Here is a 26,375-nt window from a genome sequence, read left to right as displayed (position 1 = left end):
TTGTTGTGCGATGAGTAAACCCGCTGAAAAGCCCGAGGTTGTGCAGCTTCCGGCCGAGCCGGTGAGCGTGCCGTCGGCGAGCCATCGCCGGGCTGCGGCACAGCGGGTGCGCGAGGCGCGCGACAAGTTAACGTCGACCAGTGGAACCCGGCCGGCTTTCGACGCCGAGATGCTGCGCCATTACGCCCAGACCCGGCTGTCGGCCTCCTATGTCGTAATGCTGCTTGTGGTCGCGACGGGCGTGCTGTTTGGGCTGTGGATGCAGCCGATCCCGGCCGCCGCCTGGACCGCCGGCATGCTTTGCATCCATGCCGCGATGATCCGCAGCTGCCACCGCTTCCTGGCCGAGCCCGCCTCGCCCGCGGCAACGCGCACATGGCAGACGCGCTTCGTCGTGCTCGACCTGCTCTATGGCCTTTGCTGGATGGCGATCCTGATCCATCCCGTGCTCGACATGATCACGGAATCGCTGATGATGTTCCTGATGCTGCTGGTGATCGCAGTATCGAGCATGCTGGCCGCCAATCTGCCGATCGCCGCCCTTGCCGCCACCGCGCCGGTCGCGGTCGCGATGGCGCTGAGCTTCGTGATGACCGGCTCGCTGGACAATTACATCCTGGCCGCGCTCGCCGTCGCCGCCGAAGGCTATTTCGTGCTGCTGGCTCACCGCCTGCATTCTTCGACCTTCGCCACGCTCGAGGCGCGGGCCGAGAAGGACGCGCTGATCGGCGAGCTCGAACAAGCCAAGGCGATCTCGGACGAAGCGCGCCACCGCGCCGAATCCGCCAATGTCGCGAAGTCGCGCTTTCTGGCGCAGATGAGCCACGAACTGCGCACGCCGCTCAACGCGATCCTCGGCTTCTCCGAGGTGATGAAGAGCGAGATTTTCGGCGCGCATGCCGTGCCGGTCTACAAGGAGTACTCGGCCGACATCCACAATTCCGGCGTCCACCTGCTCAACCTCATCAACGAGATCCTCGATCTGTCGCGGATCGAGGCCGGCCGCTACGAGCTCAATGAGGAAGCGGTCTCGCTGGTCGGCATCGTCGCCGACTGCCATCATCTGATGAAGCTGCGCGCCTCGAGCCGCGGCATCACCATCCACGAGGTGTTCGAGCAGGCGATGCCGCGGCTGTGGGCCGACGAGCGCGCGATCCGCCAGGTCGTGCTCAATCTGCTCTCCAACTCGATCAAGTTTACCCCACAAGGCGGCGAGATCTGGCTCAAGGCGGGCTGGACGGCCTCAGGCGGACAATATCTCTCGGTGAAGGATACCGGCTCCGGAATCCCCGAAGACGAGATCCCGGTCGTGCTGGCCTCGTTCGGCCAAGGCTCCAACTCGATCAAATCGGCCGAACAGGGCGCCGGTCTCGGCCTGCCGATCGCCAAGAATCTGATCGACCTGCATGGCGGTACGTTCACGCTGAAATCGAAGCTGCGCATCGGCACCGAAGTGATCGTCACCTTCCCGCCCGAGCGCGTGATGAGCGCGCTGGCGCCGATGTCGGATGATTCTCCGCCGCTCCAACCCGAGAGTTCCGCGGTAGCGGACGAGAAGCGCCGGCCCCGTCGCAAGCCGATCATGAGCGCAGGTACGGGCTCGTAACGAGATGCTTGCAGACATGCCCGACCATCCGCCACTATGTCCGAATGAGCAAAGAAACGCCGTGCGTGGCCGTCTGCATGATCGATCCCAAGACCAGGCTGTGCTTCGGCTGCGGACGTACATTGCCGGAGATCGCGCGCTGGCACGCCATGGAGAGCGCGGAACGGCTCGCGGTCATGGCGCTGTTGCCGGCGCGCATGAATCAGGCTGGACTTGCGCCCATCGCGGGATCGCCGGAACGCACCTGACCGGCCTGAGCGCATCGGGAGGTGCGCCATGATCCGGTTCCTGCTCGTTCTCATCATGCTCGCCTGCACGGCCGGTGCCGTCGTCGCCTATGGCGATTCCGACCAGATCGCGCGCGCGAGCAGCAAGGTCTCGCATATCTTTCGCACGCAGACCGCAGCGCCCGCCCCCGCGGTGCAGATTCAGCGCGGCCAAGGCGGCGAATTCGCGCTGCGTGCGAAGATCAATGGCGTGGCCGCACCGATGGTCATCGACACCGGCGCGACTTCGGTGGTGCTGACCTGGGAGACTGCGAAAGCGATCGGGCTGCCGCTCGAGATGCTCGAATACGACGTCGATCTCGAAACCGCGGGCGGTCGCACCAAGGCGGCTCGCCTCACGATCGACCGCCTCTCGGTCGGCCACCTCGTCGAGAAATCGGTCCCCGCCCTCGTCGTGCCGCGCGGTCAGATGAAGACCAACTTGCTCGGCATGAGCTTCCTCGATCGCCTGGAGAGCTGGGGCGTGCGTGCCGACAAGCTGATGCTCACCGGTTATCCGGAGCTCCAGACCAGTCACCGCCGCTCGCGCCTGGCAGTCGACTAGACTTTTGCAAACCGGCTCTTCGTGCGACTACGGCTAGGCCGCCGCCTCCGCCGGCGCGCGGGCACCGACACGCGCAATCGCATCGCGCAGCACCTCGAGGCCGGCGCCGGGCTTCACACCCTGCTCAGCAAGATGTCGGCGGAAGGCGCGTGCACCGGGCACGGCGTGGAATGCACCGACGAAATGCCTCATCATGGAGTGCAGCCTCGTGCCGCGCGCGAGCTGCTGCTCGATATAGGGCATCATCGCCTCGATCGCATCCTGCATCGAGGCATGCGGCGCCGCCTCGCCGAAAATGTCGGTATCGACCGAGAGCAGCCGCCACGGCTCTTGATAGGCGGCCCGTCCGAGCATCGCACCGTCAACGTGATCGAGATGTGCTTTGGCCTCGTCGACACCGGGGATGCCGCCGTTGATGATGACAGGCACATCGGGCATCGCGCGCTTGAGGCGATAGACGCGATCATAGTCGAGCGGCGGGATGTCGCGATTCTCTTTCGGCGACAAACCGCTGAGCCATGCTTTCCGGGCATGCACGATTAGCGCATCGCAGCCGGAGGCGACGACCGCGCGCGCAAGCTTGTCGAGCGCGACTTCCGGATCCTGGTCGTCGATGCCGATGCGGCACTTCACGGTGACGGGCACGGCAACCGCACCCTTCATCGCCTCGACGCACCTCGCCACGAGATCAGGCTCTGCCATGAGGCAAGCGCCAAAACGGCCGTCCTTCACGCGGTCGGAGGGGCAGCCGACATTGAGGTTGATCTCGTCATAACCGAACTCCTCGCCGATCCGCGCCGCCAGCGCCAGCTCGCGCGGATCCGACCCGCCGAGCTGAAGCGCGACCGGGTGCTCGACCAGGTCGAACCCAAGCAGCCGCCCCCGGTCACCATGAATAATGGCACCAGTGGTCAGCATCTCCGTATAGAGCAGCGCCCGCTTCGTCAGGTGACGGTGGAACACCCGGCAATGCCGGTCGGTCCAATCCATCATGGGGGCCACGGAAAAGCGATAGCTTTGCGCTTTCAATGATTTACCTCATCGTCTCAATAGGATGAAGCACCAACCCGTGCACTCCAAACTAGCCGAAATTGCACACGTTTGTACCCGTTTTGGCCTCTCGGTGCACACGTCGCGTCCACGAATTAGGAACTGGCGCGTCCAGGTCCGTCGCAGAGCCGCTATGTGTCAGAGACCTTCCGCCGTCGCAAGGACGGTGAAGATTGGGCGCTCGACATGGAGCGCAACATCGACCGCCGCAAAGCCCTCGATCGGCGAGTTCGCCAAAGGGGCCAAGCCGTTCCGTTCGCCACCGGCGGCCCGCTATATTCGACCGTCAAGCCGTCATTCAGCATGCTGCTCGCAGCACTAATTTTTCGCTCGCGCTCGGCGCAAAAGTTCCCAAGCCTCAATGAGGTCTTTTGATCCGAAGCCCTCGCTGAACTCTTCATAGATCGGCCCGAGCAACTGGGCAGCCTTGCGCCTGCGGCCAAGTGCGATCCAGTGCCTCGCAAGATCGGTGCCGATACGCAACTGGAACGTCAGGGCGCCGATGGACCGCGCTTCGGCGAGAGCCTCCTGCAGCCGCTTTTCAGCCAGCGGAGCCTCACCTGCGCGAAGCATCACCGATGCATCGATCCGCAGCAACTCCGACCGGCACCAGCGTTCGCCCTGGCGGTCCTGATGCGCGAGAGCCCGGGTAATGGCTGCGCGCGCTTCGTCGATACGTCCCTGTCTCAGCAGCGCGCGGGCGAGGACCGCGAGATAGCTGCCAATTCGCATGAGAAAGCGGCATTCGATGAGTTCGTCGATCGCCGCTCGGATGTCCTCCACCGCGCGCGGGTCGCCGCGCAGGTCGCGAAGGCACGCGGAGAAGTAGCGCTCGACCGGGACCCAGCGCGAGATGCGCTCCCGCTCGAGATTGGCGCGCATCCTTTCCGTATAGCTTTCAAGGGCCTCCAGATTTCCCGTTTCGAGCGACACCGGTAGCGCAGCAAGGCCGAGCGCATTCGACTGGGACACCCATTGGCCACTGCGGCCTGCGGCCTCGACCGCGTCGCTGGCCAGTCTGGACGCGTAGTCCGGCTGTCCCTGCATCCAGACGACGAACGGCAAATTGAAGCGGACCGTGATGTAGCGATAGACCTCGTTCGCATCCTTGCGCGAACGGCTATCGGCCAGCGAATAGGTCGCAGCGAGGCGATCGAGAACCGGGCGACTTCGGCTCAACTCGCCGGCGAAGGCTCGAGCCCAGGCAAGTGCCCGATCGGCTTCGGACGTTGCCGTCAGGTCGCGGTCGCGCTCAGCGAGCTCGGTGGCCTCCTCGAGATAGGTTATGGCACGCGGGACATGTCCGATCTGAAGCAGATAAAATGCAAACCCCACCAGCGCGCGCTGCTGATATTCGCCATCCCGCGCGCGCCTTGCAAATTCGATCGCATCGAGCCAGGCAACTTCGTTCTCGTTCGACAATTTACGGGCGTAGAACAGGCTCCATCCGAGCGCACAGGCAAGTTTTGCCCGCAGCAGATCATCGCATTCGACGGTCCTGGCCAGAGCAAGCGCCGTTTCCAGCCGCGCTTGAGCCTCCGACAGGATCGAGGTCTCCGACCACAAAGTGATCCCGGCGACCGTCAGTCTGATTCCGAGGATAGGATCGCCATGCTTGCCAAATGCCCACGACAGCGCAGCCCTCAGATCGGCGATGCGGCCGAGATAGCGATTCGTCCAATCAGCCGGCTCGCGCCAGTTCCATTCATCTTCAGACTGTTCGAACAGCGCCAGGACGCGTTCCGCATGGTGGCGTAGCGCCTTATGGCAAGCACGATCGCTCTCCCGCCGCTCGGCTGCATATCGCCGCGTGCTGTCGAGCAGTCGATAGCGCAAGCTCGGCCCGTCGGACTCTGCGCTCAGAAGGGATTTGGCGACAAGACTGCCGAGCCCGGTCGCGACGTCAACCGGGTTCAGCCCGGCGCCCTCAGCGACAAAAGCCGCATCTTCGGATTCGAACGCATCGTTGAACACGGACAGCAAGGCAAACAGCTTTGCCTCCTTGTGCGACAGGAGCCTGAAGCTCCAGTCGATCGTCGCCATGAGGGTTTCATGACGCGGAGGCGTGACTTCGGCGCCTGCTGCACGAAAACCCAGGTTCCCGTCCATCGCCGCCACCAATTCGAGAGGAGCGAATGTGCCGATCTGGGCCGCCGCCAGCTCGATAGCCAGAGGAAGGCCATCGAGCGCATGGCATATCGAAACAATGGCCTCGCAATCCTCGTCCTTAAACTGGTAGTCCGACCATTCGGCCGCACGGCAAACGAACAATTGCACCGCCGGGAATTTCAGCGCCTGCACAGCTGTTGTGGTCTCGCCCACTCTGGGCGCGGCAAGCGAGCCAAGCCGCACGACATGCTCGGTCGCGGTACCAAGCGCCTCCCGGCTCGTCGCGAGCAGAACCGACGGCGACGTGTCTTCCGCGAAGCTCCCGGCGAAGATGGTCGCCGCAGGCAGCACGTGCTCACAGTTGTCGAGGATGATCAGCATCTGGCGCGACCTAAGATACTCCAGCACGACGGCCAGGCTGTTGTCCGAGTTGCCCCGGATCCCAAGCGCCGTCACCAGCGCGGGGCCGAAAAGCATCGGATCGGAAATTGTGGTGAGATCGACGAGGCACGTGCCATCGCGGCATTGGGGGGCGAAGACTTGCGCCACGGCGACGGCAAGTGTCGTCTTGCCGACGCCACCGGGCCCAACAAGGGTGACATGCCTCTTGCGGGCCAACAGTTCGGCTATCTCCGCCATGTCCGACTCGCGGCCAACGATGCCACGCAAGGAAGGCGGCCGTGACGGGACGACGGGATCAGCGGGCGCCGGATCGTCGGTGATGTCGGTGGCAATGGCCTGCACATCGGCGATGAACCTATAGCCTCGACGGGCGACCGTCGCGATATACACAGGCTCGATCTGCGTATCGCCCAGCGAACGCCGCAAGCTCCACATGTTGACCTTGAGGTTGCTGTCGTGGAGGAACGTGCCCGGCCAAGCCGCCGCCATCAACTCATTCTTGCTGACGAGGTCACCAGAGCGCTGCACCAGCAGGTGCAGGAGCTCGAATGCACGCCCTCCCAACTTCACCGGGCGCCCATCCAGAAGCAGCAACTGGCGCCGAGGAATCAGTCGAAATGGGCCGAAAGAGAACGCCGATTCCTGCGGGCGCCCGCTCCGTTGTCGTGTCTCCGTGACAGCCAACATCGATACTTGCCGTTCGATCTAATGGATCAAGCGGAATTATCATGCATTGCGAAGAGGTTGAATAGCGCGCTTCCGAATTAGCACGATTGCGAAGAGCAATTTGCCGCAGGAACGTCATAGCGCAGATTGCGTATCCAGCGGCCGGTGCACCCGCTCAGATATTGCTTGTTCACATGCGAGCCGCCGATTGAGTGCTCGATCGGAATCCGGCTATTTTTCCAGCGTGGCAAGGATTGCCATGTGCATGACTTCGACGCCGCTCTCAGCAAGCTCGGGCAGCTTGGCAAACCATTCCTGGACATAGGGCATGGCATTATGCGCGTCGAAATCAGCCTGGCTGGCGAAAACCTCGTAGAAGATGAAGTGGCCTGGCTTTGCCCGGTCTTCCGCGAGAAAATAGACCAGATTCCTGGGATCGGCGCAAACCTTGGCAATGAGCGGCAACGTGGCTGCGCGCAGCGCATCTTCCTTACTCGGCTTGGCTCACACCTGCGCCACCACCGAATAGGCGCCTTCCGGAATTTCCTGGTAGCGGACGCGCGGCGCTTCTTCGGCGACCGCCTAAGACGCCGCTCCGATGATCGAAACGGCGAACAGCAGGGCGGCAAGCGAGTTACGGACGAGAATTGGCATCATGAGTACCTCGAATTGTCAGTCACGAACGCTTCGCAGGGCCAAGCGGGCAACCGGCTGGAGATCGGATGTCCGTCGCCCGTGATCTGTGGATCAGCGTGTGATCGCCTGCTGCCGTTTCGCGAGGGCTTCGCTGAATCGCTTCTTCACCGGGCCCAGCGCCTTGACGAATTCAAGCTGCTCGCCTTCCGGGCCCTTGCAATAGATCAATTCCCAGCCGTTCGAGGGCTCTTCGGTGACCCGATTCGTATTGGCGCTCTGCGGCGCGGCTTTTCTTTCCGCCTCGGTCGTGACCCGGACCGTCCGGTTTGCCCTCACCTGCGCCATGCCGCGGCGAGCGGATTCGGCTTCGAGGTCGGTGATGAACTTGTTGAAATCGACATCGTCGCGAACATAGAAGCAGATATGCATCATGCGCGGAAACGCGGGACTCATGTGCTCCACCGGTTCGGCAAAGCTCTTCGAAGTGCCCATCGGCTGATCGGACTCGCGATATTGCAGCAGCTCAAGCACCATGTTGTCGAATTGAATGAAGCGGACATCCAGCCGCTGCGCGCCGCTCCGCAAATCGGGGACCCCGATGATACGGGGATTGACCCCACGAGCGTTCGCCTCAATCTCCTGGTCGGCCAGCAGGGTGTTCTGCACTCCGTCACCTTTGAAATCGCCGTGACGGAAAACTTCGGTACCGCCCAGTACTTCAGTATAGAACTGATAGGCTCGCTCCATGTTCTGCACCGTAAGTCCGAAGTGCTGGACACCCTGGAGTCGCGCGCCAAGCGGCGCCTGGTTGCGTTCGACAGCCGACATTGCATCCGTGCCCTGAGCTGCGGCGACTGCGGCGGGGCGCGTGCTGGCGGCAACACCGGTCACCACGGCAGCACCGACCGCTCGAAGCACGCTACGGCGCCCCGTTCCAGTCGCGTTGTCCCGATTGTCCGTCATGTCTGTCTCCTTGGCCGTTGTTTGATTCACGAGCAGTTCCTGTCGGTCGACGCGCAGCCGAGCCGAAAAGTCGGAGCGCCGATTGCGCCGTTCAATCGGCGGGAAGCGGCGCGGCGGGATTGACCAGACCTGCCGAACGGAGTTCGTGCCAGAAATCGGCAGGGATGGATTCGAGGAGAGCTGCGCGATCCTCAGCGATGCGGCTCGGACGGCTCGCGCCCGGAATGACGGCCTGAACCACCGGATTCGCCAGCGCAAACTGCAAGCCCGCTGCTTTCATGCTGATGCCGTAGCGGTCAGCGATCGCCTTGATCCGCGTCACTTTGCCGAGGATCTCGGGAGTTGCCGGCGCATACTCGAAATTCGGTCCGCCGACGAGTGCCCCGGAACTGTAGGGACCACCGACGACGATTGCGAGCTCGTGCTCTGCGACCATCGGCATCACCCTCTGAAGCGCCCGTGCGTGGTCGAGGAGCGTGTAACGGCCCGCGAGAAGAAAACCGTCAGGACGCGGGCCTTCCAGCCCAAGCAGCAATTCGATCGGTTCAACGCGGTTGACGCCGAGCCCCCATCCCTTGATCACACCCTCGTCGCGGAGCCGGTCAAGCGCCTTGAAGGCGCCCTTGCGCGCATCTTCGAAGACCGACAGCCACTCGTCGCCGTAGAAATCCTGCGCGACGTCATGCACGAAAACGATATCGATACGGTCGGTGCCTAGCCGCTTCAGGCTGAAGTCGATCGAGCGCAACGTGGCATCGCGTGAGTAGTCATTCACAATCTTGTTGGGGCGTCCATATCTGAAGACGCCGCCCTTCTCGCCGAGGTCGCGGGCACCGACATCCTCGATCTCGTCCTGAATCAGACGACCGACCTTGGTGCTGATCACGTATTCCCCGCGCGGCTTGGCGGCCAGGGCAGCGCCCATGCGGATTTCTGCGAGACCTGCGCCGTAAAAGGGGGCAGTGTCGAAATAATGGATGCCATCGTCCCAGGCCGCGTTCACCGTCGCGAGCGCTTCCTGCTCCGGAATGTCGCGAAACATGTTGCCGAGTGGCGCCGCGCCGAAGCCGAGCCTGCTGGACAGAATATCCCTAAGGGCCATATCGCATGTCCTTCGTTGTGGCAGGCGAAGCCATCCGTCGAGGGATGATCGGGAGAACGTCGACTGCAGCAATCGCAGTTAGATGAGCCATCACTAGATTGCGGGCCCATTGTGGTATTTCCGATTCTTGCGAGATGACGGACGCATCTTGCTCATCCGGCGCGAGATCAGCTTTCGAAACTGGCGGGCGCATCGCCGAAGCCCCTGCTCTGCTTGCCTTTTACCTCTTTTAACCGCCCCGCCTCTGGACACGCGTGCGGCGGTTTGTGAGAAATCCCTGAGCGGGCAGCGAACGAGACTGCGACTGTCCGCTGGATGAAATCATCGCTCGCTCGCGTACGGGGCCGGGACGGAGGTCATGATGGCGTTCGTCACGCATGGAGATCAAAAATATCAGAACAGCGAGAAGCTCGCGAAGACCAGCGAGTGGCCTGCGCTGAGCATTGAACACCGGAAATTCGAGGCGGGCCACCAAGCAACCCCCGCCCCCATTTGCACCGAGCTCGTCATGCTGCTGTCAGGCGGCGGGATGGTCCACCGGATCGGCAATGGCGAAGTCCAGAAGAGCCTTGCCCGGCCGGGCATGAGCTACCTCGCACCGGCGGGTACGCAGGAGAGCCATCTCGAGCTTTCGGACCGGATCGAATGTCTCCATCTCTACCTTCCGCCGGCGCTGCTGGACCAAAGTGCCCTCGCCGACTTCGATATCGATCCGGCGAAGGTCGAGATCGCCTATGCCCACGGCCTGCCCGACCAGGTTCTCTTCCACGTCTGCTCGCCCTTGCGTGATCTGCTCCATCGTCCGCGCCAGCCGACAGATGCGTTGTTTGTGGAAGGCATCCAGGTCGCGCTCGCTGCACATCTTCTGGCGCACTACACGATCGACCGCTGGCGGCCGCCCGAGAAATCACCATCGCTCGATGCGCGACGGCTCCAACGCGTGCTCGACCATATCGAGGCCTCGCTCGGCCTTGACATCAGGCTTGATGAGCTGGCGGCGCAGGCCTGCCTCAGTCCCTATCATTTTTCGAGGCTTTTTCGCGAGGCGACTGGACTCTCACCACACCGCTACGTGACCGAACGACGCGTCCAGGCCGCGCGGCAAGAACTGGCACGCAACCATTCGTCGCTGGTCGACATTGCGCTGGAGTTCGGTTTCGGGTCCCAAGCCAATTTTACGCGCGTGTTCCGCAAGGCCACCACCCTCACACCGGGGCAATACCGCGAGCTGTGCTGCGGCCCGCTCGACGTCAGGACCGATCGCATCGTCGCGGGACTCCGCAGAGATTGCGCATGAAAGCGCAGGATTGGGCAATACCGCTCGGCACGCATGAGACAGTGCTGTTGGGGCGAACAAATGGATGTCCCGATCGCAAGAGGGAAGCAAGATGTCAGGACACCAGATCCAACACGACCGCATCAACAATCCGCCAAGGACGTAGCGACATGATCGAACTCACGGTCAATGGGATCAAGCGCCAGGTTGACGTCGTACCCGAAATGCCCCTGCTCTGGGTGTTGCGCGACGAACTCGGCATTACAAGCCCGAAGTACGGTTGCGGTGTCGCACAATGCGGCGCCTGCACTGTGCATATTGATGGAAAGGCCGTTCGATCCTGTCAGTCCCGCATCGGCGAAGTCGCGGGCAAGTCGGTGGTCACGATCGAAGGATTGGAGAACAGGGATCAGAATCCGGTTCTTCAAGCTTGGATCGACCATCAGGTCCCACAATGCGGCTACTGCCAGACCGGCCAGATCATGCAGGCCATCTCGTTGCTTGAACGCGCTTCCAAGCCGACGGACGAGCTTATCGACCAGGTGATGTCCGGCAATCTGTGCCGGTGCGGCACCTACCCGCGTATCCGCGCTGCGATCCACGCGGCTGCCGCAAAGAAAATGGCGGAGAAGTGAGATGGAGGACATCAAGAATATTTCCCGTCGCGCTTTCGTTTTCGGCTCCGCCGCGATAGCGGGCGGAATAGCTTTCGGCTCCTACGGCGATGCGGCCATGGCTGCTACGGCAACGAACGGCAATCCCCTGGCCGCAGAACTCGGGCCGAACTCAGTCACCTTCAATCCCTGGGTCGAGATCAGCCCGGACAAGATAACGCTCATTGCCCAACACGCTGATATTGGTCAGGGCGTCGGCTCGGCGCAGCCGATCCTGATTGCAGAAGAAATGGACCTCGACCCTGGGCAATTCGAGGTCCGCTTTGCCGGACCGAGTCCCGCTTACTTCAACACCGGGTTTGCCAATGAGAATGCGCCGTTCCTGTCGGCGGACCATAGCCCGGCGGCGGAGGCCGCGCGTGCCGATGCGCTCGAAGCTTTGCGAAAGTCGGGCCTGCAAATGACTGGCGGGTCAAGCTCGATTCCGGACACCTACGAAAAGTTGCGTATCGCCGGCGCGGTCGCGCGCGAAACGCTCAAGGCTGCAGCGGCCAAGCGTTCCGGTGTCGCGCTGGCCGACATCAGCACGCAGTCTGGCCACGTCATCCTGCCCAACGGCACCAAGATTCCCTACGTGGAACTTGCAGCGGAAGCCGCCCGGATCGCGCCGGTGCTCGATGCGAAGCCGCGTGATCCGTCGAAATGGCGAATGGTCGGCAAGCCGATGATGCGCCTCGACGTCCGATCGAAGGTCATGGGCGAGCTGAAGTTCGGTATCGACAAGAAGATGGCCGGCATGATGTATGCCGCCGTCAAATTGAACCCCAACAAGGGCCAGCCGCTGAAATCTTACGAGGCAGGCAAGGCGCAGTCGATGCCGGGGGTCAAGAAGATCCTTAAATTGAAGAACGGCGTCGCTGTGATCGCAACCAACAGCTGGTACGCCATGAAGGCGGTCGATGCGATCCAATGCGTGTGGGCGCCCTCGACCTACCCTGCCGAACAGGCTGGCCATTGGAAGGTCCTTGAAGGATCGTTCAAACCGCAATTCCTGGGCAAGGAATGGCGGAAAGTTGGGGACATAGAGGCTGGGCTGAAACAGGGCACGCTCGTCAAAGCCGAGTATCGCGCGCCTTATGTCGGGCATCAGCCTCTGGAGCCACTCAATGGGCTCGCCATTGTCTCCGATTCCGGCATGGAAATCTGGGTCGGCCATCAGAGTCCTCAGGCCGTCCAAAGCATCGCGGCAGCTGCCATCGGCCTCAAGCCGGAACAGGTGACGTTCCACAATCAGTGGACCGGTGGAAGCTTCGGTCACCGTCTGGAATTCGAGAATATCCGCGTCCTGGCCGAGATCGCCAATCAGATGCGGGGAACGCCGATCAAGCTGGTCTTTTCGCGCGAGCAGGACTTCCTGCAGGACATCCCGAGGCAGATTGCAATCGCCCGCCACAGAGGCAGTGTCGACAAGGGGAAGATCGTCGCGGCCGATCTGCAATTGGCATCGACGGCTCCGCTGAAAGGGTTGCTCGAACGGATGGGAGCGCCGTCGAAGGACCCCGACCCGCAGTTAGCCGCCGGTCTGTGGAATGTCTATTACGACCTGCCCCATTTCCGAGCCACGAGCTATGAAGCGCAAGGGCTGTCGCCAAGCACCACATGGCGATCGGTCGGAGCCTCGACGGCCGGCTTTTTTACCGAGAGCTTCATCGACGAGCTGATCCATGCGGCGGGGCTTGATCCGTTGAAGGCGCGCATCGCGATGTGTTCCGTTCCAACCTACCGCAAGGTGCTGGAGACGGTTGCGGAGATGTCAAACTGGAACGGGCCTCTCGGCAACGGCAAGGGGCGAGGCGTCGCGTTCGTGGAATCCTTCGGGACACCCACGGCCGAGGTCATCGAGATCACAATGACCGACCGAGGCGTCAGGATCGACAAAGTCTGGGTCGCCGTCGATGTCGGCAAGGTCGTCGATCCCGTGAATCTGGAAAGCCAGGTGCAGGGAGGTGTGGTCTGGGGACTCGGCCATGCCATGAACTGCCAGCTCACCTACGCCAAGGGCGCGGTCCAGCAAACCAACTACAACCACCACGAAGCGATGCGAATCTATCAATGTCCGGTCATCGAAGTCCGCGCACTCGAGAACGACCCGAAAGTACGCGGTATCGGCGAGCCTCCCGTTCCTCCGGCCGCGCCCGCGCTCGCCAATGCGATATTCGCAGCGACAGGCAAGCGCATCCGCGAAATGCCGTTCAACAAGTTTATTGATTTCGTGTGAGGCAGAGCCATGAAAATATCGCTGATTGCGCTCGTCATCGCTGCTTCATCCGTCGCGGTCCTCACAGGCATTGTCGCGGCGAAGGAGGTTGCCAAAGATGTGCTGCGGCCGGGTAGCGTCAGCCGCAGCGAGGGTTTGAAGGCCTGGAATCGGATTGAAGCGGTGGTGACACATCCCCGCTGCGCGAACTGCCACGTTGACGCCAAGGCGATTCCGATCTGGACGCCGGCTGGCGAAACCAAACCTCGCGTGCATGGTATGAACATCCACGGCGGAGAAAGCCGCAAGGGCGAGGAGGCGGTCCCTTGCTCGACCTGTCACATGACTTCCACGCAAGCAAACGAGCCGGCTCCCGCTCCGCCCCGCGCCGGGATCGATTGGCAACTCGCTCCCGTTGCTTTCATCTGGTTCGGAAAGAGCGGCGCCGAGATCTGCGCGCAAATGAAGGACCCCAAGCGCAATGGCGGCCGCGACGCCGCCGGGCTGGTGGAGCATCTGCGGCATGACGCGTCATTGAGCGGCTTCATTCCGCGCGGTTGGGCGCCCGGCGCGGGCCGGACGACGCCTCCAGGCAGCTTCGAGGAACATGTCAAGGACGTCGCCTTGTGGGGGGCGGCCGGGCAACCTTGTCCGAATTGAGCGATCGGTTTTGCCGCATGCGAGGGCTGGATACGAACATATGACCGGCATTGTCTGTGGACTTGAGACGGCCATCGCCCGCGCGCACGGCCGGCACAGTTGCGCAGCAGCGTGTTGAGCCCGATCAGATCAGGCTCGACCTGCCGCGGCTGAGAACCTCGCCTGCGCCTTTGGCGCCGACGATCCTGCCGTATTCGTACACCACCCGGCCACGGGCGATCGTCGTTACCGGCCATCCCGTGACGTCGAAGCCTTCCCATGGCGTGTAGTCCGAGCCGTGATGCAGATCGGCCTGCCGAATAGATTTCTTCAATTTGGGGTCCCACAGCACGATATCCGCATCGAAGCCGACGCCGATCGAGCCCTTGCGCGGATAGAGGCCGTAGATGCGTGCATGGTTAGTCGCCGTCAGCTCGACGAATTTTTGCAGGCTGATCCGTCCCTTCGATACGCCTTCGGAGAACAGGATGGGCAGTCGGGTCTCGACACCCGGAATGCCGTTCGGCACCCAGCGGAACGAGGTGCGGCCGTTCGGCGTCAGCTTGCCCTTGGGATCGTCGTAGCGGAACGGGCAGTGATCGGACGAGAAGGTCTGGAACACGCCCGTGGTGATGCCCTCCCAGATCGCCTGCTGGCTTTCGGCATCGCGGGGCGGCGGCGAACAGACATATTTCGCACCTGACATGTCCATGTTCAGGCCTTTCATGTCGTCGGCCGTGAGCGTGATATATTGCGGGCATGTCTCGGCATGCACCGGCAATCCGCGCTGCTGGGCCCAGCGCACCTGTTCCATCGCCTCACGACCGGAGACGTGGACGATCATGATGGGGACACCGACGATCTCGGCATGGCTGATGGCGCGATGCGCCGCCTCGCGCTCGACGGCCTGCGGCCGGGACACGCCATGGAAATACGGGGCGATATGCCCCTCTCGCTCGAGTTTTGAGGTGAGAAAACGGATGGCGTCGTACCCCTCGCAATGGACCATCACCAGCGCTTCCTCGCGGCGCGCGACCTCGAACACCTCGAGCAGCTGCTTGTCGCTCAGCACGAGGTCGTCATAGGTCATGAACACCTTGAACGAGGTGTAGCCGTCCTTCACCAGCGCCGGCAGCTCCTGCCCGAGCACGACCGCGGTCGGATCGGAGATGATGAGGTGGAACGCCGTGTCGATATAGCATTCGCCTTCGGCGAGTTTGCGGTAGTTCTCGACGCAGGTTCGGAGCGACGTGCCCTTCACTTGAAGCGCGAAGGGCAACACCATGGTGTTGCCGCCGGCGGCTGCCGAGCGCGTCGCCGACGCGAAATCATCGGCCATCACCACGTCGGGCCCGGACGGTTGCGAGATGTGGACATGGCTGTCGATCCCACCCGGCAGCGCCAGCAGACCGGTTGCGTCGATCTCGCGCGCTGCGCCCTCGACGCTCTCGGCGATGCTGACGATGCGGCCGTCGCGAATGCCGATATCGGCGCGGAACTCGTCGCCGGCCGTCACGATGGTGCCGCCGCGAACGGCGAGATCGAGCTGCGCCACAGGAGTCTCCATCACTTGATGACCGGAATGGTCTGGAATATCCGGCCCCATTTCGCAAGAGCCGCAACGTCGCCGCCGGAGAGGCTCAGGGTCCGCCACAGCGTGACCGCGACGGAATCCAGCACGGCGATATCCAATTCCCGTTCGAGCGAAGCGGCCAGCGCGGCGCCGTCGAGGTTGGTGCAGAGGATAACGATCGCGTCGGCGCCTTCCGCAGCCACGGCACGGATCATGTCCGCGATCGTTGCAGGCGCGACCTCGCCGAAAGAGAAATTATCGCGCAAGCCCAGATGCCGCTCCGCATGCGAGGTGATGCCCTCCTGAGCCCACACGTCCGCGATCCGCCGCTGCACGTCGTCCGTATAGGGTGAGACCAGGCCGACACGCTTGGCGCCGAGCGCGCGGGCGGCATCGATGCAGGCGAGTGTGGAGGTCGTTGCCGGCACGCTCGCGCGCGCTGTGATCGCCTCGCACAGGCTCCGGTCGCGGTCGATGCCGAGCCAGCTCGCGGACGTGCCGTTCCAGGCGATGGCATCGACTTTTGCATCGGCGAGCAGATCCGCTGCGGGCAGCATCACTGAGGCGTCGAACTGGTTCAGCGCGGCGGCGTCGAGCGCAATCTCGGTAACGCGGAAGCGTGAGAAATGCGCGGTGACATCACCGACGCCATGCAGCATGGCGTTAGTGACGGGCTCGAGCACCGAATTGGAGGATGGCGTGATCATGCCGAGACGCCTGCGCAGTACTAACATCGATCGCGTTCGCTCCATTTGCGGCGAAGCGCGACTGCGCTCCTCAGCAGGATCATCCGCATCCCTCGCACCCGCGCAACCCGCAATCTGCATACTGCATGCAATTTGTTCGATATGCTTTTATTTTTAGCTACATACGTCTCCTATTTGAGCACGGGTTTGACAGAGATTGGATTAGATTGCGCGCAAGCAGCGAGGCTTGAGTGCAGCAAAAATCCGAACCGAACCAGAGCCGAAAGTCGCCCAAACTCAAGCGGATGGGCCTGCATGAGCGCGCCGCTGCGCGGATGCGGACGATGATCATTCGCGGCGAGCTGGCGCCGGGATCGCAGACCCAGGAGACCAAGCTCTCGAAGGAGCTAGGCGTATCGCGCACCCCGCTACGCGAGGCGATGAAGGTACTCGCGGCCGAAGGACTGATCGAGCTGCGCCCCAACCGCAGCCCGCGCATTGCCGGCATCGCAGTCGACGGCATCTCGGAATTGTTCGAGGCGCTGGCCGGCATCGAACGTCTGGCCGCCGAGCTCGCCGCGGAGCGCGCCACCGAGCGCGATCTCGCCCGGCTACGCACGCTTCAGACCCGCATGGAAGGCCATCATCGCAACGGCAAGCTCGACGAGTACTTCGCCATCAACGGCGAGATCCACAACACCATCGTCCGCATGGCGCGCAACACGCCGCTGCGCGAGGCGCACGAGACGCTGATCTCCCGCGCCGAACGCGCGCGTTACCTCGCGCTCGGCGCCGACCGCCGCTGGAGCAATTCGGTCGACGAGCACGCCGGTATCCTGGCGGCTATCGAGGCGCGCGACAGCGAAGCGGCCGGCCGCCTGCTCGGCGCCCATGTCCACCGCACCGGCACTGCGCTGCTCGAAGTCATCGCGGCCTCTCAAGCCAACCGGACGGCGGCGTAACCATGAAGCTGCTGCTGCTCAACCCGAACACCAGCACCGAAGTCACGCAACTGATGACGGGAGTCGGGCAGCGCGCGGCTGCGCCAGGGACCGAGCTGATCCCCTGCACCGCGACCCGCGGCGTGCCCTACATCTCGACGCGCACCGAGGCGCAGATCGGCGGCGCCATTGCGCTTGAGATGCTGGCCGAGCAGCATCGCAATGTCGACGCCGCGATCATCGCCGCCTTCGGCGACCCCGGCCTGTTCGCCGCGCGCGAAACTTTTGACATTCCCGTGGTCGGCATGGCGGAAGCAGCGATGCTGACCGCCTGCATGGCCGGGCGCCGCTTCGCCATCGTCACCTTCGCCCAGGCGCTTGGCCCCTGGTACGAGGAATGCGTCCGCGCCCACGGGCTCTGGGAGCGTTGTGCCGGTATCCGCATGCTCGATACGCCGTTCCAGGCGATCTCCGAGGTCGGCACCGAGAAGGAGGATGTGCTGGTCGATCTCGCCCGGCGCGCGATCGTGGAAGACGATGCGGACGTGTTGATTTTTGCAGGTGCGCCGCTCTCGGGCCTCGCTGAGCGCGTCGCCGACCGGATCCCCGTCCCCGTCGTCGATCAAGTCATCGCCTCGGTGAAGCAGGCCGAGGCCCTGGTGGCGCTGCGCCTGCGCAAGGCAATTGCAGGCACGTACCGCCGTCCCGCCGCCAAACCCACGCTTGGCCTTGCCGATGCGCTCGCCGCCCGGCTTGAGCATCGCGACAGCTAGGGGAGCTTCGGCCAGCGATGCGAAAAACCAAGTTCGTTCTGGATGGCACGGCCGAAGGCAAACAGACGGGATTCGCATCCCGGTGGTGCGATGATCTGGATGCCGAACGGCAACTCGTTCTCCCCTCGCGGCGCCGGCATGGTCAGGACCGGGAAACCGACCAGCGACACGATGAAGGTGACGGCGAGATAATCGATCGGCGTCTCCAGCGCCGCGCCATCGATCACGGTGACGTCGCTGATCTCATTTGGCCAGGGCAGAACGGACGCCGCCGGCGCGACCAGGAAATCGGCGCGGCTGAACAGCTCGCGAAAGCTGCGGTAGATCGCGGTGCGGCGCCGTTCGGCGTTGAGATAGTCCTCCGCGGCGAGCTTTGCGCCCGCCTCGATGTTCCAGATCACGGTGGGCGTGAGCTCGGCGCGGCGCGCCCTCAGCAGCTCGCCATAGCTGTTGGCGATGTGCGCGGCGCGCAGCGTCCGAAATGTCTCGATCGCACCGCCGCAATCGGGCGACGCGGCCGCGACATCGGCCGCGGCCGCGAGCGCCTCGCACGCCGCGGCGAACCGCGCACGGACCTCGCGTGCAACAGGCGCGACAGCGAAATCGGGGGTCACCGCAATTCTGGGACGTCTTGCGACCGGCCGATCGTCGGTGACGACGCCGACCGAAAGCGGATCATTCGGGTCACCTGCCCCACAGACCGACAGCACGAGTTCGAGATCGTCGACATCGCGGGCGAGGAAGCCATGGGTGGCGAGCATGTCCCAGCCGAGGGGGCGATGCGGCGACGGGATGCGGCCGGGCGTCGGCCGGATCGAAACGACGTCGCAGAAGCTCGCGGGTGTACGCACGGAGCCGCCGAAATCGGTGCCATGCGCCAGCGGCACCATGCCGGCTGCGACGGCAACAGCGGAGCCGCCGGACGAACCGCCCGAGGTCAGCGCGGAATCGAACGGATTGCGGGTCGGGCCGCACAATTTATTGGTGCAGACCGCGCCGAAGCCGAATTCCGGCGTGTTGGTCTTGCCCAGAATGATCGCACCAGCGCGCCGCAGCCGCGCGACCACGAGATCGTCCTCAGCCGGAACGTGATCACGAAACAGAACCGACCCATAGGTGGTCGCGGGCCCCGCCGTGTCCGTGAGGTCCTTGATCCCTACGGGCACCCCATGCAGCGGGCCGACCGGCGCGGGCGCGGCATCGCAGATTTGCGCGGCACGGCGGGCGCCCTCCGCATTGACAGTCATGAATGCCGCCAATTGCGCGTCTCGGTGCGCAATCCGTTCGAGATGCGCCTCGACAACCTCGCGCGACGACAGCTCGCCCTTCGCAATGGCGCGCGCAAGGACCGTGGCAGTGAAGTCGCAAACCGATCGATCCGATGTCATTGCGCCACAATGCCAAAACTCGCAGCGAAAAGCGACCGTCGCGGGCACGAGACTTGCTTTCTTCCTCGGGTGAACGGGAGGCAACATCATGGCTGAAGCGCAAGGCGGCCGATCGCTCGTCGTCGACGCCGTCACCCACCGCTATCCGAGCGGCGCGCTCGCGGTCGAGAACATCAATCTCGACATCAAGGGCGGCGAGATCATCGCTCTGCTCGGGCCCTCCGGCTGCGGCAAGACAACACTGCTACGCATCATCGCCGGCTTCATCGCGCAGACGCAGGGACGGATCATCATCGGCGACGATATCGTCGATGCGCTGCCGCCGAACCGCCGCGCGGTCGGCATCGTGTTCCAGAACTACGCACTGTTCCCCCATCTCAGCATCAGCGAGAATGTCGCTTACGGGCTTGCTGCGCGCGGCATCGACAAAGGGACCCGCCAGCGCGAAGCGCAGCGCCTGCTGGATCTGGTCCAGCTGCCGACCATGTCGGAACGGTTGCCACGTCAGCTCTCCGGCGGCCAGCAGCAGCGCGTGGCGCTCGCTCGCGCGCTGGCGATCAAGCCGTCGATCCTGCTGCTCGACGAGCCCTTTGCCGCGCTCGACAAGAATTTGCGGCTCGACATGCAGATCGAAGTCAAGCGGCTCCAGCGCGTCTCCGGCATCACCACGCTGATCGTGACCCACGACCAGGAAGAGGCGCTGTCGATGGCTGATCGCGTCGCCGTGCTCAGCCACGGCAAGCTAGAACAATTCGGATCGCCGTCCGACGTTTATGACCGGCCGCAAACGCTGTTCGTGAACACTTTCGTCGGCGCCAGCAATCGCATGCCCGGCGTCGTCGTCTCGGCGGATCGGACGGCGGCAAAAGTCCGCCTCGACGCCGGCGCGGAAATCATCGCGCGTCCCGCCGGCGGCGCCCTCACCGAAGGCGGCCGCGTCACCGTGTGCATACGCCCCGAGCATCTGCAGTTCGTCGGTGACGAGACCGGCTTTGCCGGCGTGGTCGGCATGTCGCTGCCGCTAGGGGCCACGGTCGTGCACGAAGTCACCACCGCCGACGGCTCCGGCGTCAAGATCTCCCAGGCGCGCATCGGCGAGACGCGCACGCTGGAGAGCGGCGCCGCGGTGCGCCTTGCCCCGCTCGCTCCGTCGCTCGCCAACGCCTTTCCTGCAACGCTTTAGATCCAATCTTTGTCCAGAGGGAGTTCGACCATGATCATGAACCGCCGAAGCCTGATGACGACCGCACTCACACTCGGCGCCATGAAGGCGTTTCCCGGATTGAGCTACGCCCAGGCCCGCCCGCTGGTGTTCGCGACCTTCACCGGAAGCTGGGAGGAGGCGCACAAGGCCGTGCTGGTGCCGGCCTTCCGCAAGGCCAATGCGGACGCCGCGATGGTGCTCGACCCCATGCTCTCGGTCGACCAGATCGCCAAGGTGAACGCCGCCAAGGCCAATCCGCCGATCGACGTCATGCTGCACGATCCCGGTCCGGCGCTGGTCGCGATCGGCCAGGATCTCGTCGAGCCATACCCCGTCGAGAAGAGCGCCTATTACAAGGACCTGATCGCCGAGGCGCAGGAGCCGATGGGCCCGGCCCCGTTCTTCCAGGTCGTCGGCCTTACCTACAATCCGGAAGCCGTCAAGACGCCGCCGACCTCCTGGGCCGATCTGTGGAAGCCCGAGTTCAAGGGCCGCGTCGGCATCACCAACCTCAACTCGACGCTCGGCACCGGTTGGCTCGTCGAGATTGCCAAGATGCGCGGCGGCTCGGAGGCCAATGTCGATCCCGGCTTCAAGGCGATCGAGGAGCTGAAGCCCAATCTCGCCGCGGTCGCCGCAAACCCCGGCGCGCTCGCCACCCTGTTCCAGCAGGGCCAGATCGATATCTCGCCCGGTAATTTCAACGCCATCCAGATCCTGAAAGCGCGCGGCGTGCCGGTCGAGTTCGTGGCTCCGAAGGAAGGCGCCATCGCCTTCAAGACCACGATCCACATCGTCAAGAATTCGCCCAACCGCGAGCTCGCCTTCAAGCTGATCGAGGCATCATTGACGCCGGAGGTACAGACCACGCTGATGAACCCGCCCTATCTGATCGTGCCGACCAATTCCAAGGTGGCGATGGGCGGCGAGATCGCGCGCGTGCTCGCCAAGGACACCGCGGAGCTGAAGCAGAAATTCGTGTTCCAGGACTGGAAGAAGATCAACGAGCAGCGCTCGGCCTGGATCGAGCGCTTCAACCGCGAGATCAAGATCTAACACCATGGGCGCAGCACCGGCATCACGAGACGTCACGTCCTACGGCATGGGATTGGCAGCGCCGCTGGCGCTGTTCTTCCTGGTGTTCTTCGTGGCGCCGCTGCTGCAATTGCTGTGGCTCTCGCTGCACAACGACACGGCCGCGCTCCATTGGGGTCTCGGCCAATACTTGCACTTCCTCACCGACCCCTTCAGCCTCAGCGTGCTCGGCTCGACGCTGCTGCTGGGGGCCGAGGTGACGGCCGTCTGCCTCGTGCTCGGCTTTCCCATCGCCTGGCTCTACCAGCGGGTCGGGCCGCGGCTTCAGACCATCATCATCCTGATCGTGCTGCTGCCGCTTTTGACCAGCGTCGTGGTGCGCACCTTCGCCTGGATTGTCATCCTGGGCCGCCAGGGCATCATCAACGCGACGCTGCAATCGCTGGGCATCATCGATACGCCCATAAAGCTGCTCTACACCCAGTTCGGCGTGGTGATCGCGCTGGCGCAGGTGCAGATGCCGCTGATGACGTTACCGCTGATCACCGCGCTCGGCCGCATCGATTCCAATCTCGACGATGCCTCCTGCTCGCTCGGCGCCGGAAGCTGGCGCACCTTCTTCAAGATCGTGCTGCCGCTGTCGCTGCCCGGCGTGATTGCCGGGTGCACACTAACCTACGCCGCGGCGATCACGGCCTTCATCACCCAGTCGCTGATCGGCGGCGGCCAGATGCTGTTCATGCCGATGTATCTCTACCAGCAGGCTTCAACGCTGCAAAACTGGCCGTTCGCATCGGCGATCTCGATCATCTTCCTGCTGGCCGTTCTCGCGGTCGTCTCCGTCTTCACCACGCTCGGCCGCCTGTCGCGCGGCTATGGAGGCGCGTGATGAGCGGGCGCAAGCGTACCCTGGAGGCGTTCAGCTTCGAGCTGGTCATGACCGTGATCGCGATCGTCGCGCTGATCATCATCATCGCGCCGTCGCTGGTGGTGCTGATCGTCTCCTTCACCAGCGGGTTCTCGCTGCGTTTCCCACCACCGGGCTATTCGCTGCGCTGGTACGCCGAATTATGGAACGCCTGGCAGCTGCACTTCGCAGCCAAGAACAGCCTCCTCGTGGCGCTATGGGCGACGGGCCTGTCCGTGGTGCTCGGCGTTGCCGCCGCGCTGGCGATCTCGCGCTCGCCGACGCTGTCGGCGCGGCTGCTCGATTCCCTGTTCATGTCGCCGCTGGTGCTGCCGGCGCTGGCCTTCGGCCTTGCCGCCTTGATGCTGTTCTCGCTGGTCGGACTGCCGGTGTCGACGCTGACATTGGTGATCGGCCATACCGTGGTCTGCGTCCCCTATGTCGTGCGCAACACGATTGCGGCGCTCGCCCAGCTGGAGCCCACCCTGCTCGAAAGCTCGGCGGTCCTTGGCGCCAGCCGCATCTACACCTTCCGGCGCATCGTGCTGCCGCTGATCCGGCCGGGCATCATCGCAGGCGCCTTCATCGCCTTCATGTCGTCCTTCGACAACGTGCCGGTGTCGCTGTTCCTGCGTGATGCCGCAACCGACATGCTGCCGATCCGGATGTGGCAAGACCTAGAGGGCAAGCTCGACGTCACCATCGCCGCGCTGTCGGGCGTGCTAATCATTGCGACCGTCGCGCTGGTCGCGATCATGGAGCGCGTCACGGGATTGTCGCGGCGGCTGACCAACTGATCAGGCGCCGCGGAACAGCGAATAGCCCCAGCGCGTGAATTTCAGCGGCAAATGAAAATGCTCGTTGACATCCTTGATGCGAAAGCGGAACGGCGTCACCGTGAGAAAACCGTCGCGCTCGCCAAAGAACTCGCCGAGATGAAACAGGACCTCGTACTCGCCTGCCGTCACGCCCGCGCCCTGCGCAACGGGATGATCGAGCACGCCATTGGCACCAAGCCGTCCGTCGGCGATACGGAGCGAGTCCGGATCAATCCGCCAGATCTCGACGCGCAGGCCCTGCGCCGGCCGGCCGCTCGCCACATCGACCGCGTGAATGGAAATGCCGCCTGCCACAATGTTCCTCCAATGAACGCAGCGCCATGGTAGACGCAAACACGGCCGTTCGGCCAGCGCCCGCATTGTTGCCGGCGCTTGGCGCCATGACCTCGCTTCAGGCGCTGGTGGCGCTGGCTCTGTTCGCGCCGGGCGTGGTGGCACCGCGCGCCCATATCGAGGTCTGGCAGCTCTCGATGTTCTCCTGCGCCGTGTTCGCGGTCGGCATTCCCGCCTCGTTCTGGGGCGGCGGGTTCATCGCTCGCCTGGGCTCGCTGCGGATCGCGAGCCTCTGCGCGGCGGCGATCATCGCCAGCATGGTGCTGGCTTCGCTCGGCTCGACGGCGGCCCTGCTCGCAGCCGGCCTCTGTCTTGGCCTCGCCTTCGGACCTGAGACGCCCGCAAGCGCGGCGCTGCTGGCGCGGCTCGTGACGACCGAGCGGCGTGCGTTCGTGTTCTCGGTTCGCCAGACCGGAAACCAGATCGGTGCCGTCTGCGGGTCGCTGGTTCTGCCCGCGATCGCAATCTCGCTAGGGCCCGCCTGGTGCTATGCCGCCGTGGGCGCCTGCGCGCTGCTGGCGATAGCATGGTTCGAGCGCCTGCGGCCGGCCTACGTCGCCAAGGTCGCTCCACTGCCGGAGCTTGGCCTTAGCACGCGGCTGGCACTGGTGACCGCGGATCGGCGCATCGCAATGCTGGCGCTGGCCTCGATGCCGTTCAGCGCGATGCAGGTGTCGCTCAATACGGTTTTCGTCACGCTCGGCACCCGCGAACTCGGCCTCAGCCATATCGAGGCCGGCATGGCGCTTGCCTGCGCCCAGGCCGGCGGCCTGATCGGCCGGCTCGGCTGGGGCCTCGTCGCAATGCGCCTCAATGCCTCGCGCGGAGTTCTCGTCGTCATCGGTCTCGGCATGACTTTCTGCGCAGCGCTGCTGGGTCTCGATGGCGCATCGCTCGGACGGACCGGCCAGTTCGCGATTGCAGCTCTGTTCGGCCTGACAGCCTCGGGCTGGAACGGTGTCTTCATCGCCGAGATCGCACGCCTCGCCCCGCAGGACAGGATTGGCGAGACCACCGGCGCGGTGCTGACCGCATCCTATGCCGGCCTCTTGGCAGCACCGGCCCTGGTGTCGCTCCTGGACGGCGCAGCCAGTCTCGGGGCCGCCTTCTTCGCCTTGGCGTGCCTCACCCTCTGCGGCACGTTGGCACTGATCTGGGGAGGCGATGAAGAAGCAAGAAAGTAGCGCGTGCGAGATTGCGGCCGACGTCTCCGCCGGACGAACGGGTGCGGTCGAGACCGCCAAGGCCGCGCTTGCGCGCATCGAGGCCGCCAAGGCGCTGAACGCGGTGGTGACGACCGCTCCCGCGCGTACGCTTGCCGACGCCGCAGCGATCGACGATCGCCTGCGTGCCGGCGAGACGATGCCGCTCGCCGGTGTCCCCGTCATCGTCAAGGACAACATCTGGGTCGGCGACTGGCGTGTGACACAGGGCTCGCGCCTGTTCGCCGAATTCGCCGCGCCGCGGGATGCGATTGCGATTGAGCGGCTGCGCAAGGCCGGCGCCGTCGTCGTCGGCATCGGCGCAACGTCGGAATTCGCCTGCAAGGGCGTGACCACCTCTCCCCTGTATGGGCCAACGCGGCATCCACTCGATCCCACGTTGACCCCCGGTGGCTCGTCGGGCGGTCCGGCTGCCGCGGTTGCGGCCGGCCTCGTACCGCTAGCGATCGGCACAGATGCGGGCGGATCGAGCCGCAGGCCGCCGGCTCATGTCGGCGTCGCCGGGTTCAAGCCCTCCTATGGCGCGATCCCCTATGGGCCCGGCTTCGCCGAACCGTTCTTCGGCCTCTCCGTCATCGCGCCGATCGCCACTGACATTGCCGATGTTGCGCTGGCGTTCGAGGCCATGGCCGGCGTCGATCCGCGCGATCCGGATTCAGTCGGCATCGATCGAGAAGCCAAAAATACCGCCGGTCTGCGCATCGCGTTCTCGCCACGCCTTGGGCTCGACGTCGCGGTCGACGACGTTGTCGCTGACGGGCTCGTTTTCGCCATCGCGCGTCTCTCCGCCGCAGGCCTCAGCATCGCCCAGCGCGATCCCGTCTGGCCGGCGGGCGCGACGGAAGAGGCCATCATGCCGCTTCAGCACGCCGGCCTCGCCGCACTCTATCGAGACGCCTTCCGCGCGGATCCGAGCGTCTTCGATCCTGACATCGCCAAGCAGATCGAGCGAGGGCTGTCATGGTCTGGCGCCGACGTTGCCGGTGCGCTGGTGGCAAGCGCCGCGATCGCCAATGCTTTCGCGGCATTCTTCACCGAGGTCGATCTGCTGCTGGCGCCAACCGTCCCCTGTGTCGCTTGGCCATTCACCCAGCTCGGACCCGACATGATCGGTGGCCGCGCGGCGAGCCCGCGCGCGCACGCGGCGTTAACTCCCTTTGTCAATCATGCCCGGCTGCCGGCGATTTCGGTACCGTGCGGAACAGACGGGTGCGGACTTCCATTTGGCCTTCAGGTCATCGCCGCGCGCGGACAGGACCGCACGCTGCTTCAAGCAGCGCAAGAGATCGAGGCCATGCTGCGAACATAAGTCCTGCCGGTAG

Annotated in this window: 23 protein-coding genes and 1 pseudogene; 15 read left to right on the top strand and 9 right to left on the bottom strand. The window is 64.0% G+C overall.

The window, feature by feature from the left end:
- The first annotated feature begins 10 nt into the window (after positions 1-10).
- Genes AC0L3P_RS07225 through AC0L3P_RS07215 form a run of 3 tightly spaced genes read left to right on the top strand, consistent with a single transcriptional unit; the run spans position 11 to position 2,437 of the window.
- Positions 11-1,606 carry a sensor histidine kinase gene (locus AC0L3P_RS07225; RefSeq protein WP_275167470.1) on the top strand — a complete coding sequence of 532 codons (1,596 nt, stop codon included), beginning with the start codon at positions 11-13 and terminating at the stop codon, positions 1,604-1,606.
- Positions 1,607-1,650: 44 nt separating this feature from the next.
- Positions 1,651-1,854 (top strand): DUF1289 domain-containing protein, encoded by a 204-nt coding sequence (locus tag AC0L3P_RS07220; RefSeq protein WP_027569396.1) that lies wholly within the window; start codon positions 1,651-1,653, stop codon positions 1,852-1,854.
- 28 nt (positions 1,855-1,882) lie between these two features.
- On the top strand, positions 1,883-2,437 hold the full coding sequence (locus AC0L3P_RS07215) for a TIGR02281 family clan AA aspartic protease (RefSeq protein ID WP_275167471.1): 555 nt from the start codon (positions 1,883-1,885) through the stop codon (positions 2,435-2,437).
- A 33-nt stretch (positions 2,438-2,470) separates the two neighbouring features.
- Here the strand turns inward: AC0L3P_RS07215 and dusA are convergent, their stop codons facing one another.
- The 5 genes and pseudogenes from dusA to AC0L3P_RS07190 all read right to left on the bottom strand — a co-directional run bounded on the left by dusA (position 2,471) and on the right by AC0L3P_RS07190 (position 9,365).
- Entirely contained in the window at positions 2,471-3,466 is a 996-nt protein-coding gene (gene dusA, locus AC0L3P_RS07210; RefSeq protein ID WP_473301428.1) for a tRNA dihydrouridine(20/20a) synthase DusA, read from the bottom strand.
- A 339-nt stretch (positions 3,467-3,805) separates the two neighbouring features.
- Complete coding sequence (locus tag AC0L3P_RS07205; protein ID WP_473301427.1) at positions 3,806-6,685, bottom strand: ATP-binding protein; 2,880 nt, start codon at positions 6,683-6,685, stop codon at positions 3,806-3,808.
- Between the two features lie 210 nt (positions 6,686-6,895).
- Positions 6,896-7,156, bottom strand: a pseudogene (locus tag AC0L3P_RS07200) (putative quinol monooxygenase); the annotation flags it as partial.
- A 255-nt stretch (positions 7,157-7,411) separates the two neighbouring features.
- Positions 7,412-8,263: a VOC family protein gene (locus tag AC0L3P_RS07195; protein ID WP_473301426.1), complete on the bottom strand. Its 852-nt coding sequence runs from the start codon at positions 8,261-8,263 to the stop codon at positions 7,412-7,414.
- Between the two features lie 91 nt (positions 8,264-8,354).
- A complete protein-coding gene (locus AC0L3P_RS07190) occupies positions 8,355-9,365 on the bottom strand; it encodes an aldo/keto reductase (protein ID WP_473301425.1) in 1,011 nt (336 codons plus the stop codon).
- 361 nt (positions 9,366-9,726) lie between these two features.
- On the opposite strand from AC0L3P_RS07190, the gene AC0L3P_RS07185 reads away from it, so the two are divergent.
- The 4 genes from AC0L3P_RS07185 to AC0L3P_RS07170 all read left to right on the top strand — a co-directional run bounded on the left by AC0L3P_RS07185 (position 9,727) and on the right by AC0L3P_RS07170 (position 14,172).
- On the top strand, positions 9,727-10,662 hold the full coding sequence (locus AC0L3P_RS07185) for a helix-turn-helix domain-containing protein (RefSeq protein ID WP_473301523.1): 936 nt from the start codon (positions 9,727-9,729) through the stop codon (positions 10,660-10,662).
- Between the two features lie 149 nt (positions 10,663-10,811).
- Positions 10,812-11,276, top strand: a complete 465-nt coding sequence (locus tag AC0L3P_RS07180) for a (2Fe-2S)-binding protein (protein ID WP_473301424.1) — start codon at positions 10,812-10,814, stop codon at positions 11,274-11,276.
- A 1-nt stretch (position 11,277) separates the two neighbouring features.
- The gene (locus tag AC0L3P_RS07175; protein ID WP_473301423.1) at positions 11,278-13,533 is read left to right on the top strand and encodes a xanthine dehydrogenase family protein molybdopterin-binding subunit; all 2,256 of its coding nucleotides are present in this window, start codon (positions 11,278-11,280) and stop codon (positions 13,531-13,533) included.
- Between the two features lie 9 nt (positions 13,534-13,542).
- On the top strand, positions 13,543-14,172 hold the full coding sequence (locus AC0L3P_RS07170; protein WP_275167480.1) for a hypothetical protein: 630 nt from the start codon (positions 13,543-13,545) through the stop codon (positions 14,170-14,172).
- 124 nt (positions 14,173-14,296) lie between these two features.
- Here AC0L3P_RS07170 and hydA read toward each other — a convergent pair whose 3' ends face one another.
- Both hydA and AC0L3P_RS07160 read right to left on the bottom strand, forming a co-directional pair.
- The gene (hydA, locus tag AC0L3P_RS07165; protein WP_473301422.1) at positions 14,297-15,757 is read right to left on the bottom strand and encodes a dihydropyrimidinase; all 1,461 of its coding nucleotides are present in this window, start codon (positions 15,755-15,757) and stop codon (positions 14,297-14,299) included.
- Positions 15,718-16,458 carry a maleate cis-trans isomerase family protein gene (locus tag AC0L3P_RS07160; protein ID WP_473301421.1) on the bottom strand — a complete coding sequence of 247 codons (741 nt, stop codon included), beginning with the start codon at positions 16,456-16,458 and terminating at the stop codon, positions 15,718-15,720. The genes hydA and AC0L3P_RS07160 overlap by 40 nt, the downstream gene beginning before the upstream one ends.
- A 203-nt stretch (positions 16,459-16,661) precedes the next feature.
- Between AC0L3P_RS07160 and AC0L3P_RS07155 the strand changes: the two genes are divergently transcribed.
- Both AC0L3P_RS07155 and AC0L3P_RS07150 read left to right on the top strand, forming a co-directional pair.
- A complete protein-coding gene (locus AC0L3P_RS07155) occupies positions 16,662-17,372 on the top strand; it encodes a GntR family transcriptional regulator (protein ID WP_473301420.1) in 711 nt (236 codons plus the stop codon).
- Positions 17,373-17,374: 2 nt separating this feature from the next.
- Positions 17,375-18,124 carry an aspartate/glutamate racemase family protein gene (locus tag AC0L3P_RS07150; protein ID WP_473301419.1) on the top strand — a complete coding sequence of 250 codons (750 nt, stop codon included), beginning with the start codon at positions 17,375-17,377 and terminating at the stop codon, positions 18,122-18,124.
- Here the strand turns inward: AC0L3P_RS07150 and AC0L3P_RS07145 are convergent.
- Entirely contained in the window at positions 18,121-19,512 is a 1,392-nt protein-coding gene (locus AC0L3P_RS07145) for an amidase (protein WP_473301418.1), read from the bottom strand. The two genes, AC0L3P_RS07150 and AC0L3P_RS07145, sit on opposite strands and share 4 nt — an antisense overlap.
- Positions 19,513-19,600: 88 nt before the next feature.
- Here AC0L3P_RS07145 and AC0L3P_RS07140 point away from each other — a divergent pair, with 88 nt between their 5' ends.
- The 4 genes from AC0L3P_RS07140 to AC0L3P_RS07125 are packed head-to-tail and all read left to right on the top strand — an operon-like array spanning position 19,601 to position 23,455.
- Complete coding sequence (locus AC0L3P_RS07140) at positions 19,601-20,695, top strand: ABC transporter ATP-binding protein (RefSeq protein ID WP_473301417.1); 1,095 nt, start codon at positions 19,601-19,603, stop codon at positions 20,693-20,695.
- Positions 20,696-20,725: 30 nt separating this feature from the next.
- Entirely contained in the window at positions 20,726-21,772 is a 1,047-nt protein-coding gene (locus AC0L3P_RS07135; protein WP_007608710.1) for an ABC transporter substrate-binding protein, read from the top strand.
- A gap of 4 nt (positions 21,773-21,776) precedes the next feature.
- Positions 21,777-22,640, top strand: a complete 864-nt coding sequence (locus AC0L3P_RS07130) for an ABC transporter permease (RefSeq protein ID WP_473301416.1) — start codon at positions 21,777-21,779, stop codon at positions 22,638-22,640.
- The gene (locus tag AC0L3P_RS07125) at positions 22,640-23,455 is read left to right on the top strand and encodes an ABC transporter permease (RefSeq protein WP_275167487.1); all 816 of its coding nucleotides are present in this window, start codon (positions 22,640-22,642) and stop codon (positions 23,453-23,455) included. The genes AC0L3P_RS07130 and AC0L3P_RS07125 overlap by 1 nt, the downstream gene beginning before the upstream one ends.
- Here AC0L3P_RS07125 and AC0L3P_RS07120 read toward each other — a convergent pair whose 3' ends face one another.
- Positions 23,456-23,791 (bottom strand): hydroxyisourate hydrolase, encoded by a 336-nt coding sequence (locus AC0L3P_RS07120; protein ID WP_473301414.1) that lies wholly within the window; start codon positions 23,789-23,791, stop codon positions 23,456-23,458.
- A gap of 26 nt (positions 23,792-23,817) precedes the next feature.
- Between AC0L3P_RS07120 and AC0L3P_RS07115 the strand changes: the two genes are divergently transcribed.
- Together AC0L3P_RS07115 and AC0L3P_RS07110 are read left to right on the top strand one after the other, a co-directional pair.
- Entirely contained in the window at positions 23,818-25,014 is a 1,197-nt protein-coding gene (locus AC0L3P_RS07115) for an MFS transporter (protein WP_473301413.1), read from the top strand.
- A complete protein-coding gene (locus tag AC0L3P_RS07110; protein WP_473301412.1) occupies positions 24,995-26,362 on the top strand; it encodes an amidase in 1,368 nt (455 codons plus the stop codon). Before AC0L3P_RS07115 ends, AC0L3P_RS07110 begins: the two co-directional genes overlap by 20 nt.
- Positions 26,363-26,375: the final 13 nt, after the last annotated feature.

The sequence above is a fragment of the Bradyrhizobium sp. WSM4874 genome, assembly GCF_055811835.1.
The sequence above is the reverse complement of the archived record's forward strand: the minus strand, read 5'-3'. Positions and strand labels throughout refer to the sequence as shown.